The organism is uncultured Brevundimonas sp. (assembly GCF_937870815.1).
Lineage (GTDB): Bacteria > Pseudomonadota > Alphaproteobacteria > Caulobacterales > Caulobacteraceae > Brevundimonas.
Genome location: NZ_CALMZS010000043.1, coordinates 34,892 through 50,313, shown reverse-complemented (window position 1 = coordinate 50,313; position 15,422 = coordinate 34,892). Strand labels below are relative to the sequence as shown.

General features: G+C 69.7%; 11 protein-coding genes. 4 read left to right on the top strand and 7 right to left on the bottom strand.

Annotated elements, in window-relative coordinates:
* Positions 1-235: 235 nt before the first annotated feature.
* Complete coding sequence (locus Q0588_RS03045; RefSeq protein ID WP_298743655.1) at positions 236-3,649, bottom strand: TonB-dependent receptor; 3,414 nt, start codon at positions 3,647-3,649, stop codon at positions 236-238.
* Between the two features lie 289 nt (positions 3,650-3,938).
* Positions 3,939-5,057, bottom strand: a complete 1,119-nt coding sequence (locus Q0588_RS03040; RefSeq protein ID WP_298743653.1) for an outer membrane beta-barrel protein — start codon at positions 5,055-5,057, stop codon at positions 3,939-3,941.
* Between the two features lie 197 nt (positions 5,058-5,254).
* On the opposite strand from Q0588_RS03040, the gene Q0588_RS03035 reads away from it, so the two are divergent.
* Positions 5,255-6,163 carry an SDR family NAD(P)-dependent oxidoreductase gene (locus tag Q0588_RS03035; RefSeq protein WP_298743651.1) on the top strand — a complete coding sequence of 303 codons (909 nt, stop codon included), beginning with the start codon at positions 5,255-5,257 and terminating at the stop codon, positions 6,161-6,163.
* Positions 6,164-6,224: 61 nt separating this feature from the next.
* Positions 6,225-7,427 (top strand): acetyl-CoA C-acyltransferase, encoded by a 1,203-nt coding sequence (locus tag Q0588_RS03030; RefSeq protein ID WP_298743649.1) that lies wholly within the window; start codon positions 6,225-6,227, stop codon positions 7,425-7,427.
* Between the two features lie 22 nt (positions 7,428-7,449).
* Here the strand turns inward: Q0588_RS03030 and Q0588_RS03025 are convergent, their stop codons facing one another.
* The 3 genes from Q0588_RS03025 to otsB all read right to left on the bottom strand — a co-directional run bounded on the left by Q0588_RS03025 (position 7,450) and on the right by otsB (position 11,607).
* Entirely contained in the window at positions 7,450-8,871 is a 1,422-nt protein-coding gene (locus Q0588_RS03025; protein ID WP_298743647.1) for a trehalose-6-phosphate synthase, read from the bottom strand.
* 166 nt (positions 8,872-9,037) lie between these two features.
* Entirely contained in the window at positions 9,038-10,822 is a 1,785-nt protein-coding gene (locus tag Q0588_RS03020) for a glycoside hydrolase family 15 protein (protein WP_298743645.1), read from the bottom strand.
* Positions 10,819-11,607 (bottom strand): trehalose-phosphatase, encoded by a 789-nt coding sequence (gene otsB, locus Q0588_RS03015; RefSeq protein ID WP_298743643.1) that lies wholly within the window; start codon positions 11,605-11,607, stop codon positions 10,819-10,821. Before otsB ends, Q0588_RS03020 begins: the two co-directional genes overlap by 4 nt.
* A gap of 123 nt (positions 11,608-11,730) precedes the next feature.
* On the opposite strand from otsB, the gene Q0588_RS03010 reads away from it, so the two are divergent.
* Complete coding sequence (locus Q0588_RS03010) at positions 11,731-12,729, top strand: KpsF/GutQ family sugar-phosphate isomerase (RefSeq protein ID WP_298743641.1); 999 nt, start codon at positions 11,731-11,733, stop codon at positions 12,727-12,729.
* A gap of 117 nt (positions 12,730-12,846) precedes the next feature.
* Here Q0588_RS03010 and Q0588_RS03005 read toward each other — a convergent pair whose 3' ends face one another.
* Positions 12,847-13,431: a CAP domain-containing protein gene (locus Q0588_RS03005; protein WP_298743639.1), complete on the bottom strand. Its 585-nt coding sequence runs from the start codon at positions 13,429-13,431 to the stop codon at positions 12,847-12,849.
* A gap of 8 nt (positions 13,432-13,439) precedes the next feature.
* Positions 13,440-13,997 carry a hemerythrin domain-containing protein gene (locus Q0588_RS03000; RefSeq protein WP_298743637.1) on the bottom strand — a complete coding sequence of 186 codons (558 nt, stop codon included), beginning with the start codon at positions 13,995-13,997 and terminating at the stop codon, positions 13,440-13,442.
* Between the two features lie 202 nt (positions 13,998-14,199).
* Between Q0588_RS03000 and Q0588_RS02995 the strand changes: the two genes are divergently transcribed.
* On the top strand, positions 14,200-15,405 hold the full coding sequence (locus Q0588_RS02995) for an acetyl-CoA C-acetyltransferase (protein WP_298743635.1): 1,206 nt from the start codon (positions 14,200-14,202) through the stop codon (positions 15,403-15,405).
* Positions 15,406-15,422: the final 17 nt, after the last annotated feature.

Here is a 15,422-nt window from a genome sequence, read left to right as displayed (position 1 = left end):
GCTGGGCCAGCCGACCCACATGGCGCGATGCGGCGACCATTCGGCGGGGACGGGGGTGTTCATGGGCGGAGGAGTCCCGGGCGACCCGTGACGGGCCGGCCGCGCCAGATAGGCGGCCGGGAGCCGGACTTCAACCGGACGCCCGGACAAAAACGCCGGCCCGCGACCGACGACGAAAAAGGAGCGGCCCGCGGGGGCCGCTCCTTTCCGTCCCGGTCCTGTTCCGGATCGCGCCCTAGAACTCGTAGCGCAGGCCGATCTGGAGGGCCCACAGCGACTTGCCGTTGTTGTCGATCGACAACCGGCCGCCGTTCGAGTTGAAGTTCGAGTAGCGATAGCGGTCGCAGGCCGGACTTCCGGCCGGCGCCGCCGCGCCCGTCGAGGTGGCGCACTGGGCGCTGACCACGTTGATCGTGTCGCCATACTCCTCGACGATACCCCATTCGTCGTTCAGCAGATTGGCCACGTTCTGGAGGTCGGCGACCAGCCGGAACCGGCCCGGCAGGAAGAAGGCCGGCAGCTCCTGGCTGATCTGGAAGTCGATCTGATAGACTTCCGGCTGGTCGTCGGACCCTTCGCCCTTGTCGAGCATACGACCCTGGGGCAGGCCGAACTGTTCGACGAAGGCGCGGAAATTGTCCCGCGTCGCGGCGCTGTCGAAGGTGACGAAGCCGACGTTCAGGTCGGTCGGGTCGGCGTCGGCGGCGAAGTCCGGCACATACAGCAGATGGGCGCCGCGATTGACGCCGAAGGTCGAGCTGCGGCCGAACCCCGGGGCGTTCATGACGAAGCTGATCGGGCGGCCGTCGCGGATTTCCCCGAACAGGTTCATCCGGGTCTCGAGGTCGCCGAAGAAGTTCCGGCGGTAGCCGACCTCCGCCTTCCAGCGGTTCTCGATCTCCTCGAACGAGGTGCCGTAGGCCTCCTCGTTCGGATCGAGGCCGGTCGCGCCGCCGCCGTAGAGCGAACTGGCCGTCGAGGCGAAGCGGGCGCCGGAAACCCGGTCCTCGACGCTCTGGCGGGCGTAGCCGAGCAGCAGGTCCAGGCCGTTGTCGAACGACTTGTAGGCGCTCAGACCGATCGTGTAGCTCTCGCCCTCATCGGTGTTGAAGGCGACGATGTCGCGGCTGGAGCCGGGGTTGGTCGAGGTGATGCCGTTCGCGGTCCGCAGCGCCGCCGACCCGCCGATGCCGTCGTAACGGAGGCGGCCGTCCGGAGTGTACTGCTGCACGCCGCCGACCGTCAGGGGCTGGGCCCGGAAATCGCGGAACGACAGGCCGTCGTTGGCCCGGGTGTAGACCGCGTCCAGGCTGATCCGCCAGTCGTCGAGGAAGTCCGAGACCAGTTGCGGGGTGAAGCCCGAGGCCCAGCCCAGCGGCGCCTCGACCGTCGTCGTCAGGAAGAATTTCCAGTCCGACGGCATCTCGAAGGTCGGGATCAGGGCGTTGGTTTCCGCGAACGGCGACACCGTCACCCCGCCCAGCAGGGCCTGGACCGAGGCCGGGATGTCGTAGCCGAAGCGCGGGTCGTTGACGTCGATGTTGAGGGCGTCGGAGCCGATGGCCTGGGTGAAGCCGGGGGCGCCGGTGGTCTCCCGGAAGGTGCCGTCGGCATTGCGCTGGATGGCGACGCTGGAGGTGATGATGCCGGTGTTCGAGAAGCTGTTGGAGATGAACACGTCGGGCAGGCCGCCCGAGAACAGGCCGACGCCGCCCCGGACGTTGAGCCAGTCGTTGGCCTGCCAGTTGAACGAGACCCGCGGCATCAGAACGCCGAGGCCGTCATAGGTGGTCTGGTTCGAGAAGCCCTGGCGCGCCTCGAAATTGGGGTTGTAGGCCGGCTTGTCGTCGCTGGTGTAGAAGTCGTAGCGGGCGCCGGCGGTCAGCGTCAGGTTGGGGAACAGCTGCAGCGTGTCCTGGCCGAACAGCGAGTGCAGGGCGTAGCTGAAGTCGGCCGCGCCGTCGATGGTGTTGCCGCTGACGGCGTTGTTGTAGAACAGCCGGTTGGCGCGACCGGCGGAGAAATCGGCCACCGAGTCGAAATAGTAGACGCCGTCGCTGAACGGTACGAAGATATTGAAAATCTCGACGAACTGGCCCTGATAGCCGAACTTGAACAGGTTATCGCCCAGGGAATACTCGCCCTTGGCATGGACCTGCATGTTTTCGGTCGTCAGATAGTTGGCGTGACGGAACTGGTCCGGGCCGAAGCGGACCACCGAATTCGGGCCGCAGCCGGTCAGGGTGTCGCCGCCGGAGTTGATGCTCGTGGGGGCCGAACAGACGGTGATGTCGGCGAACTCCTGGCCCGACGGCGGATTCTGCAGGCGCTCGTAGTCGCGGAAGGTGACGCGCAGTTGGGTCGAGAAGGCGTCCGACCACCGCGAGTTCAACTCACCGGCATAGGCGTCGTCGGTCTCGCCGGTCAGATACCATTGCGAATCCAGGCCGGCCGAACCGGGGTGCAGGTTGGTGCGCTGGATGAGTTCGGACAGGGCGTGGCGGTAGGTCAGCGCCAGACGGTGGTTGTCGTTGATGTTCCAGTCGACCTTGGCCGAATATTTCTCGTCGAGGATCGGCTTGTTGCGGGCGATGACGCCAGGGTCGAACTCGGTCGCGTAGTTGGTGTTGAAGATGTTGACGATATTGTCGATCGCCGCCTGGTCCAGGCCGCGAATGCTGTTGGCGAAGCCCGCCCCGGTCGGGCCGGTGCTCGTCGTGTCGGCCGATTCATAGAGTTCGTAGGACAGGGCGAAGAACAGCCGGTCGCGCCAGATCGGGCCCGAGAAGAAGGCGCCGTAGTTGGTCTGGGTGATGGCCGAGGGCAGATCCACGCCGCGGATCGAATCACCGACCATGCCGTCGTTCAGGTAGTTGACGAACAGCGAGCCCGAGAAATCATTGTCGCCCGAGCGCAGCACGACGTCGAGGGCGCCGCCCAGGAAGTCGCCGTTCTCGACGTCGACCGGCACGGCATTGACGCTGAACTGCTCGATGGCGTCCAGCGAGATCGGGCCGCGGCGGGTCGGGGTGCCGCCGGTGTTCAGGCCGAAATCGTCCTGGGCCTGGGCGCCGTCGATGGTGATGCGGTTGGTGCGCGGGTTGGAGCCGGCGATGGAGATGCCGCCGTCGCCGCGGGTGTTCTGCGACACCAGGACGTTGCGGCGGGCCAGATCGCGGATGTCGCGGTTGACCGAGACGACGCTGTCCACCCCGTCGCGGTCCAGGACCGAGGAGACGCCGCTATTGTTCGCGGTCACGTCGCGCGCGCCGACCACGACGACGTCGTCCACCGTGTCGGCGGCGCTTTCCAGGTCGATGGTCAGGCGGGTGGTCTCGGCGACGGTCAGGAAGACGTTGTCAATGGTCTCGCTGGCGAACCCGTCCGCCTGGACGGTGATCAGATAGGGGCCGCCGACGCGCAGGCCGCGCGCGTCGAAGGCGCCGGAGTTGTCCGACACGGTCGTCAGCCGGGTGCCTGAAGGCTGGTGGACCAGGGTGACCGCCGCGCCGCGGATCGGGGCGCCATCGGCGGTGACCAGCTGGCCGCGCACCGCCGAGGTGGTCTCCTGGGCGTAGACGGCGCTCGCCGCCAGCATCGATGTAGCCAGGGCGGTCGTCGCCCAGAACGCGCGTTTGCGGTTCGTCATTGTCATCTATCCCCGATGAAAGAAGGGCGCGAACGCCCGCCGACCGGCCTCGGCCGGCTGAAAGCCCGCCCCCTCTAGGCGCGCGGTCGGAAAATGAGGCGACACTGTTGTGACGGTGACATGACAGCCCGCGAGGGTGTCGTCGGAGACACACAGCCCCGGTTGTTGTTGGCGGGCCGGAGGCGGGGGGCGGCCAGCGCAAAATCGCCGGCCCCGCGGGGGGCCGGCGGCTCTGTCGTCGTCGGCGTCCCGTCCCGGCCCGGAGGCCGGAACGGTCGGTCTCAACTCTTTAGAAGTTGATGCCGATGGTGGCGCGGCGGTTGAGCGGCTCGCGAACGCCGTCGGCGGTCGGACGGGCCAGCTGGGTCTCGCCCTTGCCGTCGAGCGAGATCACCCCGCCGTTGACGCCCTGGGCGACCAGGGCGTCCGCGACGGTGCGGGCGCGGCGGTTGGACAGGCCGACGTTGTAGGCGGCCGAACCGGAGGTGTCGGCGTGGCCGACCACGAGGATCCGGGTCGGACGGCCCGACCTGGCGTAGTTGGCCGCCTGGGTGACCACCGACTGGGCCTCGGCGGTCAGGTCCGAGCGATCCCAGTCGAAATAGACCACGAACTCACGCGCGACCGGGGCCGGCGGAGGCGGCGGCGGCGGCGGGGGAGGCGGCGGCGGGGGAGGCGGCGGCGGCGGCGGCGGCGGCACATAGGCCGGCTCCGCGGCGCCGAACGCATAGCGCAGGCCCAGGCTGATCGAGTGATCGGTGTAGCGGCCCTCGACCTTGCCGAAGTCGCCGGCCGGGGCCGAGGCGAAGGTGTCGTACGCGAAATTCGACACCAGATAGCGGTAGGTCAGGTCCAGCAGGGCCCGGTCGCTGAGCGCCCAGGCCAGGCCGGCGATGGCCTGCGCCGCCAGCTTGCCCGAGCTGTCGTCGGCGCCGACCGCGATCGTGCGGTCGGCCGCCAGGGTGCCGAGGTATTCGGTGTCGACCCGGTTGATGCCGGCCCCGAGGCCGATGAACGGACGCAGCGTCGAGTCCGCCGAGCCGAAATCATAGAGGACGTTCATCATCAGCGAGGAGGCGGTCAGATCGCCGTCCGGGCCCTCGCACGGACCGGCCGCCGTGCTGCAGACCGCCGCCGCGCCCGACGTCGACCGGTTGATCGCCTCGATCTCGCCCGGACGGTAGCCGCCCTCGAGCTCGACGCGCCAGTTCGGCGTGAACCGGTAGCCGAGGCGGGCGAAGCCGGCCCAGTCGTGATCGACCTCGATGTCGAAACCATTGGCGGTCTCGGCGTCGGCCGAATGGTAGCCGGCGTCGAGACCGCCGTACCAACCGTTCGGATCGGCGGACGCAGCGCCGGCTGCGAACAGCCCCGCCATCGCAACGCCGGCTAATAGTTTCACCTTCATGATATCCCTCACACTCAAGGTTGCCCGAATGCCCACGCTTACACGGGGCGCTCCGGACCCGAACGGCAATGTACGGTTCCGGTTCCTTGTTTTCGCTTGGAATGCGGCCACTGTGGCGCCGTTTCAACACATTCGTCCGGGGCTGCCCCGGGGCGGAAGCCCTGCTAGGACGTCCGGGACCTTCAGGGAGAAGAGGCATGGCGATGAGATTCGACGGGCGGGTGGCGATCGTGACCGGGGCCGGCGGCGGCCTCGGCCGGCAGCATGCCCTGGCCCTGGCCCGGCGCGGAGCCAGGGTGGTGGTCAACGACCTGGGCGGCGCCCGCGACGGATCGGGCGGCTCGGCCACCGCCGCGGAGGCCGTGGTGGCCGAGATCGAGGCCGCCGGCGGCGAGGCCATGGCCAACCCCGCCTCGGTCACGGACCCCGCCGCCGTCCAGGCCATGGTCGACGCGGCCATGGCCCGATGGGGCCGGATCGACATCCTCGTCAACAACGCCGGCGTGCTGCGCGACAAGACCTTCGCCAAGATGGACCTGGAGGACTTCCGCTTCGTCGTCGACGTCCACCTGATGGGCGCGGTCAACTGCACCAAGGCGGTCTGGGATCCTATGCGCGAGGCCAACTACGGCCGCATCGTCATGACCACTTCCTCGTCGGGCCTGTACGGCAATTTCGGCCAGTCCAACTACGGGGCCGCCAAGATGGCCCTGGTCGGCCTGATGCAGACCCTGTCGATCGAGGGGGCGAAGCACGACATCCGCGTCAACTGCCTGGCGCCCACCGCCCACACGCGAATGACCGAGGACCTCGGCGCGCGCCTGCCGCTCGAGCTGCTGGGACCGGAGATGGTCACCCCCGGCCTGCTCCATCTGGTCAGCGACGATGCGCCGAGCCGCTGCATCCTCGCCGCCGGGGCCGGCGGGTTCGAGCGCGCCTACGTCACCCTCACCCGGGGCGTCTGGATCGCCGGGGAGGACGCGCCCGAGCAGGTGGCGGCCCGGTTCGACGAGATCTCGGACCGCACCGGCGAGATCGTGCCGGAGATGGGCGCGGCCCAGGGTTTCACGGAATTGACCAAGGCCCGGGCGGCGCACGGACGCTGACGCCTTGCGTTGACGTGGCGGCAGGCGGCTAAGGCTGCCTTCGAACTGATGGAGACCTGCCATGCGTGAAGCCGTGATCGTCGCCACCGCCCGGACCCCGATCGGGCGGGCCTACCGGGGGGCGTTCAACGACACCCAGGCCCAGCAGCTGGGCGCCCACGCCATCCGCCACGCCGTGGCCCGTTCCGGGATCGACCCGGCCGAGGTCGAGGACGTGGTCATGGGTGCGGCCCTGCAGCAGGGCTCGACCGGGACCAACATCGGCCGCCAGGCGGCGCTGGCGGCGGGACTCCCGGTCACCACGGCGGGCATGAGCCTCGACCGCCAGTGCGCCTCCGGGCTGATGGCCATCGCCACGGCGGCGAAACAGGTGGTGCACGACGGCCAGGTCGTGACCGTCGGCGGCGGCCTCGAGTCGATCTCGCTGGTGCAGAACCAGAACATGAACCTGCACCGACTGCGCGATCCGGACCTGCTGAAGCTGCAGCCGCATATCTATATGTCGATGCTGGAGACCGCCGAGGTCGTCGCGGCCCGCTACGGCATCGGCCGCGAGGCCCAGGACGAATACGCCCTGCAATCGCAGCAGCGCACCGCCGCCGCCCAGGCCGAGGGCCGGCTTGACGCCGAGATCGTGCCCATGACCACCACCATGCAGGTGATGGACAAGGCCACCGGCCAGACCTTGGCGAAAGAGGTCACCCTGTCGAAGGACGAGGGCAACCGCGCCGACACCACGCTGGAGGGCCTGTCATCGCTGAAGCCCGTGTTCGGGGGCGGGGAGGAGATCAAGGAAGGCCGTTTCATCACCGCCGGCAACGCCAGCCAGCTGTCGGACGGGGCCTCGGCCTCGGTGATCATGGAGGCGAAGGAGGCCGAACGCCGCGGCCTGCAGCCGCTGGGGGCCTTCCGCGGCATGGCGGTGGCGGGCTGCGAACCGGACGAGATGGGCATCGGCCCGGTCTTCGCGGTGCCCCGCCTGCTGGAGCGTCACGGGCTGGGCGTCGACGACATCGGCATCTGGGAGCTCAACGAGGCCTTCGCCGTGCAGGTGATCTACTGCCGCGACCGGCTCGGCATTCCCGGCGACCGGCTCAACGTCTCGGGCGGGGCCATCTCGATCGGCCATCCCTACGGCATGTCGGGCGCCCGGATGACCGGCCACGTCCTGATCGAGGGCAAACGCCGCGGGGCCCGCTATGGCGTCGTGACCATGTGCGTCGGCGGCGGCATGGGGGCCGCCGGGCTGATCGAAATCTACTGAGGGTCCGGACGGGGCGGGGCCGTCAGGCGGCGGCGACGGCGTCCGCGCCGCCGTCGGCCGGCTTCTCCACCGCCCGCAGCGAGGCCACGAAGTCGTTGCGCCAGACGCCGACGTCGGTGTCGCGCACCACCTGCATCAGATGGTCCCACTTCCGCTTGCGTTCGGCCAGCGGCATGGTCAGGGCCCGCTTGATGGCGTCCGACAGCTCCTCGCGGCTGAACGGGTTGACCAGCAGGGCCTCGCCCATCTGCTCGGCCGCCCCGGCGAAGCGCGACAGCACCAGCACGCCGGGGTCGTCGGGATTCTGGGCCGCCACATATTCCTTGGCGACCAGGTTCATGCCGTCGCGCAGCGGCGTCACCAGCCCCACCCGGGCGGCGCGATAGATGCCGGCCAGCTGGTCCCGGCGGTAGGTGCGGTTCAGGTAGCGGATCGGCTGCCAGTCCATGTCGGCGAACTCGCCGTTGATCCGCCCGGCCAGGGCGTCGAGCCGGGCCCGGATGTCCTGGTAGGTGTCGACGTCGTCGCGGCTGATCGGCGTGACCTGCAGCAGGAAGACCTCGCCGCGCATGTCCGGATTGTCGCGGAGGAACTGTTCATAGCCCAGCAGCCGCTCCTCCAGACCCTTGGAATAGTCCAGCCGGTCGACCCCCACCATCATCGAGCGGAAGGCCGAGGATGCGGCCATGCGGTCGTAGGTGCGGGCGCCGAAGGTCGAGTTGCGCGCGGCCAGGAAGGCCTCGACATCGATGCCGATCGGGAAGACCCCGGCCTGGACGGTCTTGCCGAAGGCGGCCAGGGCGTCATTGGGCAGCAGCCGGCCGTGGACGCTCGGCTCCGAGGCCACATAGTCCCGGAACAGGTCCAGCCATTCCCGGGTCTGGAAGCCGATCAGGTCGTAGTCGAACATCGACTCCACCAGCCGCCGGTGGTGGGGCAGGGTGACCAGCAGCTGCCGCGCCGGCCAGGGCGTGTGCAGGAAGAAGCCGATGCGGTTGCGGACGCCCAGCCGGCGCAGGTCGCGGGCCAGCGGGATCATGTGGTAGTCGTGGATCCAGATCAGGTCGTCGGGCTTCAGCAGCGGGGCCAGCACCTCGGCGAAGCGGGCGTTGGTGCGCTCATAGCCCTCGCCGTAGGACCGTTCGTAGGCGGTCAGGTCGACCCGGTGGTGGAACAGCGGCCACAGCGTCTTGTTGGCGTAGCCGTTGTAGTATTCCTCGACGTCCTGCGCCTCCAGATCGACGAGGGCGACGGTGACGCCGGCCCGGTCCTCGATCTCGGCCTCCGGGACGAAGGTCTCGACCGTTTCGCCGGACCAGCCGAACCACAGGCCGTCATATTTGCGCAGGGCCGCCGACAGGGCCATGGCCAGGCCTCCGGCCGAGCCGGCGGCCGGGTCCCGCGGCGCCGAGACGCGATTGGAAACGACGATCAGCCGGCTCATGGGCAGCTAACGCCAGTGCGCCCTCCGCGATCCTCCCCCACAGGGGGAGGGGGACCGCCCGAAGGGTGGTGGAGGGGGCGTGGCAGATGCGCCGAAGTTTGGGACCGCCCCCTCCGCCGCTTCGCGGTCCCCCTCCCCCACAGGGGGAGGAATGATGTGCGACCCCTCATCGCGCGTCGGTCCACGAGCGGCTCAGCAGCACCGCGCAATTGATCATGCCGACCAGCGAATAGGTCTGCGGATAGTTGCCCCATAGTTCATTGTCTCCCAGCGATATGTCCTCCGACAGCAGGCCCGCGTGGGTCCGCCGGTTCAGCATCTCCTCGAAGATTTCCCGCGCCTCCTCCGTGCGGCCGTTCAGGTGCAGGGCCTCGATGAACCAGAAGGTGCAGAAGTTGAACGCCGTCTCCGGCTCGCCGAAATCGTCCGCCTCGACGTAGCGGAACAGGTAGGGGCCCTTCTTCAGGTCCCGCTCGATGGCCTCGAAGGTCTTGACCTGCCGCGGATCGAGCGGATCGAGAAAGCCGAGGTCGGTGAGCTGCAGCAGCGAGGCGTCCAGCTCGCGATTGCCGAAACTGGCCGCGAACCGCCCCTCGTCGGGCAGGAAGGCCTCGGTCTCGATGCGGCGGCGGACGATCTGCGCGCGATCCCGCCACACCTCGCCCCGCGAGTGCAGGCCCAGGTGGTCCGCGGCCTTGGCCAGGCGGTCGCAGGCCGCCCAGCACATCACCGACGAATAGGTGTGGACCCGGGCGATGGTGCGGAACTCCCACAGGCCGGCGTCGACCTGGTCGTGCATGGCGAAGGCGCGCTCGCCGACCTTCTCCAGCGCATAGAAGTCGTCGATCGTGCCGGGCCGCAGCAGCCGCTGGTCGTAAAAGGCCTGGACCAGCGGCAGCACGATCTGGCCGTAGACGTCGTGCTGCAGGTGCTGGTGGGCCTGGTTGCCGACGCGCACCGGCTTCATGCCGCGATAGCCCTCGACGGTCTCGATGATCCGCTCGCCGATGCCCGGCTCCAGCCCGACGCCATAGACCGGCTGCACGTGGCCGCCGGCGGAATCGTCGACCAGGTTGCGCAGGTAGCCCAGATAGTTCTCGAGGATGTCGACGGCGCCGAGCCGGTTCAGCGCCCGCACCACATAGTAGGCGTCGCGGATCCAGCAGTAGCGGTAGTCCCAGTTGCGGCCGCTCTCCGGGAACTCCGGCACCGAGGTGGTCAGGGCCGCCACGATCGCCCCGGTCTCCTCATAGGCGCACAGCTTCAGGGTGATGGCGGCGCGGATCACCGCCTCCTGCCAGTCCAGCGGCAGGTAGAGGGTCCGCACCCAGTCCTGCCAATAGGCCACGGTGCGGTCCAGCGCGGCGGCGACGCCCGGGCCGACGTCCTGGTCGTAACCCTCGTCGGGGCCGAAGAAGAAGGCGTGCGGACGCTCCAGCCGGAACACCCGCTCGTTGAGGACGTGCGACACCGGGCAGTCGGTGGTCAGCCGGAAGGTCACGTCGGTGCAAAGGTAGCGGATGTGGTTCGAGCCGCTGGTCCGCTCGGCGGGCCGCGCGCCCCAGTCGGCCGAGGGGCGCAGCCGCACCCGGATGCGCGGCGCCCCGTCCAGCGGCCGCACCACGCGGGCGAAGGCCAGCGGCCGGTAGGTGCGGCTGTGCTTCGGATGGCGCGGGGCGAAGTCGAGGATTTCGACCGCGGCCCCATCCTCCGCCGTCAGCACCGTGCGCAGCACCGGGGTGTTGCGGATGTAGGTCTGGCTGACGTGCTTGAGCCCGACCAGTTCGATGTCCCAGAAGCCGTGCTCCGGGTCGGTCCCGTCCATCAGGGCCGAAAACACCGGGTCGCCGTCCACCCTCGGGGCGCAGGCCCACACGTAGCGGCCGTCGCGGTCGATCAGGGCGCTGATCGAGCAATTGCCGATCGGGGCGAGATCCAGGTTCGGGGTCATGCGCCATCCTCCACGGCGTTCAGCCAGGCCAGCACCGCCGCGACATCGGCCAGTCCGTAGCGGGCGGCGGTCTCGCGGGGCGGCCCGACCAGCACGCCGAAGCCTCCGAGCGCCCCGGCGGCGCGGAAGCCGTCCTCGTCCGTCAGGTCGTCGCCCAGCATGACCGGAACGGCTCCGGCGAACGGAGGCTCCTGCATGAAGGCCGTCAGCGCCGTTCCCTTGCTGGCCCCGGGCGTCTTCAGCTCGACCACCAGGTTGCCCGCCTGCAGGGTCAGGCCGGTCCGCTCGGCCAGCTCCCTGGCCAGCGCCATCGCCGCCCCGGCCTCCGTCGGCGCCCCGCGGTAGTGCAGGCCGGCCGACACCGCCTTGTCCTCGACGATGATCCCCGGCCGCGTGCGGGCGAAGGCCTCGAAGGCGACGACCACCTCCCGCACCGCCGGCGCCGCCTCGGCGCGGTGCAGCGAACCGTCGGCGCGGCGGCGTTCCAGCCCATGCACGCCCGAGGCCGAGGCGGCGCTGGCCTCGGCGATGCGGTCGATCTCGGCGATGGTCCGGCCGCTGATGATGGCCACCCGGCCGTGCAGCCGCTCGGTCGCCGCCCGCAGGGCCGCGGTCCGCTCGGGATGCGGCACGACGGCGTCGGGGGTGGCGGCCAGCGGGGCCAGCACGCCGTCCATGTCGAGGAACAGGGCCGGACGGGTCAGGCGGGTCGGCGGGGGCGGCAGATGCGGGGCGGCTTCGACCGGCGCGGCCGCGCCGTCGGTGATCAGATTGGTGGTCCGCATGGCTCCTTCTAACGCAATCCTGCGGCAAAGGTTGACCCGGGCGACGCTTTTTCTCGCGTCGCAGCATTCTCCGGGCGCCGGCCGGAGATTGTCTATCCGCGTCCGATGCGCCACATCGGCCGCATGAGCGACCCCGCAAGACCCGTCCTGTCCGCCGACCCGGCCGCGATCACGGCCCGCGCCCGTCAGGTCATCCGGCTGAACATCGAGGCGCTTCAGGCGCTCGAGGCCGGCCTCGACGACAGCCTCGCCCGGGCCTGCGGGATCATCCTGTCCCGGCCGGGCTATCTGGTCGTCACCGGCATGGGCAAGTCGGGCCACATCGGCGGCAAGATCGCCGCCACCCTCGCCTCGACCGGGACCAACGCCTTCTTCGTCCACCCGGCCGAGATGAGCCACGGCGACCTCGGCATGCTGCGCAGGGACGTCACCCTGCTGGCCATCTCCAACTCCGGCGAGAGCCGCGAGCTGCGCGATCCGCTGATCTTCTGCCAGCGCGAGGGCATTCCGGTCATCGGCATGACCCAGTGGCCGAACAGCTTCCTCGGCCGCTCGTCGGCCGTCTGCCTGACCCTGCCGCAGGTCGCCGAGGCCTGCCCCAACGGCCTGGCCCCGACGACCTCGACGCTGATGACGCTGGCGCTCGGCGACGCCCTGGCCATGGTGCTGATGGACCGCCGCGGCTTCACCGCCGAGGATTTCGGCCTCCACCATCCCGGCGGCAAGCTGGGCATGAGCCTGCAGAGCGTCCGCGACTGGATGGGCGACCGCCCGCCGGCTCCGGCCACCGTGCCCCTGAGCGCGACCTTCGCCGAGGTGGTCTCGGCCATCACCGAGGGCCGCAAGGGCGCGGTCGCCGTGCTCAACGCGGACGGGACCCTGGCGGGGATCGTCACCGACGGCGACGTGCGCCGGGCCTTCTCGCGCGGCGACCTGGCCGGGCTGAGCGCCGCCGATGTGATGAGCCCGCGGCCCAAGGTCGTCGGCCCCGACGCCCGCATGAGCGACGCCATCGACCTGATGACCCAGAACAAGATCGCCACCCTGCTGGTGGTCGAGGACGACCGCCCGGTGGCCATCGTCCACATCGCCGAGCTGATGCAGGCGGGCTACGTCAGCTAGGGTGTGGGGCGTGGGGTGTGGGGTGTGGGGTGTAGCGAGTAGGGACTGAGTGCAGCCGGAGCGGTCGGGGCCCTCCCTACGCCCTACGCCCTACGCCCCACACCCCACACCCCATCTTCAGTACGCCGTCCGTCCGTCGATATTGCCCGGCGGGGCGTAGCGGCAGGCCAGCACCGAGCGGTCCCCGCGGCTCTCGACCGCGCAACCGACGTGGGTCGTGTCGCGCCAGACCAGCTGGGTGTAGTGGCTGACGTCGCTCCAGTTGCCGGTCCGGCTGACGTTGGGGAAGACGCCGTGGCGGTAGTCGGCCTTTTCGGCGATCCACTCGCCGACCATGGCCTCGGGCGTCCAGACGCGGCCGCCCCAGCCGGTCCACAGGTTCTCGCCATGCCCGTGCGGGGCGGGGTCGTGGGCGAAACGGTCGATGGCGATCAGCTGGCGCGCCCAGGCGCGCGCCTCCGCCTCCAGGGCGTCGGCCCAGCGCAGCGGGGGTGCGCCGACCCGGCCCCGCTCGGCGTTGTGGGCGTCCAGCAGTCGCCGCTCGACCTCGCTGGACGGTGCGGTCGCGCGCGGCGGCGCGATCGGCTGGACCGTCCGCGGCTCCTGTGACGGCGGGACCACCAGCAATCTCGGGTCGGCGCAGGCCCCCGTCGCCGACAGGATCAGGACGGCGGCAGCGCCTGCGGATCGCCTCCGGACCATCGGCCGCCTCAGCGCCGGCCCGCCCCTTCGCCGAGCGGCCCCTCGGCCCCGGCGCTCTCCACGTCGTCGCCCTCCATCGTCCGCGTCGCGGCGGGCTTGCCGGCCTGGAACTCCTCCATGGCGGTGCGCTTGCGGGCGCGCATGTCGTCGGCGAGCCCGTCCATGTCGAGGCCGGCCTCGCGGGCCTGGGCGAACATCCCCTCCGACCGCTTCTCCTCCTCCTCGACGTGGTGCTCGATCATCTCGGACAGCACCTTGACCTTGGCGTCGTAGAAATCCTCTTCCGGCCCGCCCGCCTCGATCTCGTTGATCAGCTGCTTGGCGGCGTCGTGCTCGACATAGGCCTCGTCCAGCAGGTCATCCTCGATCTTGCCGCGGCAGGCCGGATAGAAGATCTCCTCCTCGATGACGGTGTGGACCTTCAGCTCGAGGCAGGCCTGTGCGGCCAGCTGCTGCTTCTTCGCCTTCGAGGTCGCCTTCTCGAACTGCTCGAAAATCTCCTCCACCTTGCGGTGGTCGGCCTTCAGCATCGCGATCGCATCCATCTCTTCGTAGGTCCGGGCCATGTCTCGTCCTCTCTGGAATTGGCGGGGTCTGGCCGCTTAAGCCGCGGACGGCGCGGGCGTTCCCGAAACCGGGCCAGGTGAGAGTCGTTCTCGCGACCAGCCGCGCCGGTTCGGGCAAGTTGCTTGACGTTGACGTAAACGTAGGGTTTCTGGCGAGCGCGTTTCGAAACCGTACCCTCCCGCGAAGCTCAAGGAGACCTTGATGGCCGACGCCTATATCTATGACGCGGTCCGCACCCCGCGCGGCAAGGGCAAGAAGGACGGCTCCCTGCACGAGATCACCGGTCTCAGCCTGGCGACCCAGGTGCTGGAGGCCCTGCGCGACCGCAACGATCTCGACACCTCGAAGGTCGACGACGTCATCCTCGGCTGCGTCACCCCGGTGGGCGAACTCGGCGCCGACATCGCCCGCACCGCCGTGCTGTCGGCCGGCTGGGCCCAGACCACCGCCGGCGTCCAGGTCAACCGCTTCTGCGCCTCGGGCCTGGAGGCGGTGAACATGGCCGCGGCCAAGGTCAAGGCCGGCGAGGCCGACTTCGCCGTCGGCGGCGGCGTCGAGGTGATGAGCCGGGTGCCGATGGGTTCGGACGGCGGGGCCTGGCCGGTCGATCCGTCCTCGGCCTTCCCGACCTATTTCGTGCCCCAGGGCGTCTCGGCCGACATGATCGCCACCAAATACGGCTTCAGCCGCGACGACGTCGACGCCTACTCCGTCGAGAGCCACAAACGCTCCGCCCGCAGCTGGGCCGAGGGCCGGTTCTCGAAATCGGTGGTGCCGGTCAGGAACCAGCTCGGCCTGGTCCAGCTCGACCGCGACGAGACCATTCGTCCGAACACGGACATGCAGACCCTGGGCGCCCTCAACCCCTCCTTCGCCATGATGGGCGAGCTTGCTTTCGACTCTGTGATCAACCAGCGCTACCCCGAGGTCGAGCGGGTCGTCCACGTCCATACTCCGGGCAACAGCTCGGGCATCGTCGACGGCTCGGCCGGCGTGCTGATCGGCTCGCTGGAGGCCGGCCAGGCGCTGGGCCTCAAGCCCCGGGCCCGCATCGTCGGGGCCGCCTCGATCGGCTCCGAGCCGTCGATCATGCTGACCGGGCCCGAGTTCGTGACGCAGAAGCTGCTCGGCAAGCTGGGCATGACGACGACCGACATCGACCTGTGGGAGCTCAACGAGGCCTTCGCGGCCGTGGTGCTGCGCTACATGCAGGCGCTCGACATTCCCCACGACAAGATCAACGTCTGTGGCGGCGCCATCGCCATGGGCCATCCGCTGGGCGCGACCGGGGCCATGATCACCGGCGTCGCCCTCGACGAGCTCGAGCGCTCCGGCCAGTCCACCGCCCTGATCACCCTGTGCATCGGCGGCGGCATGGGCACCGCCACCGTCATCGAACGCGTCTGACCGGGAGCTCGACAGCC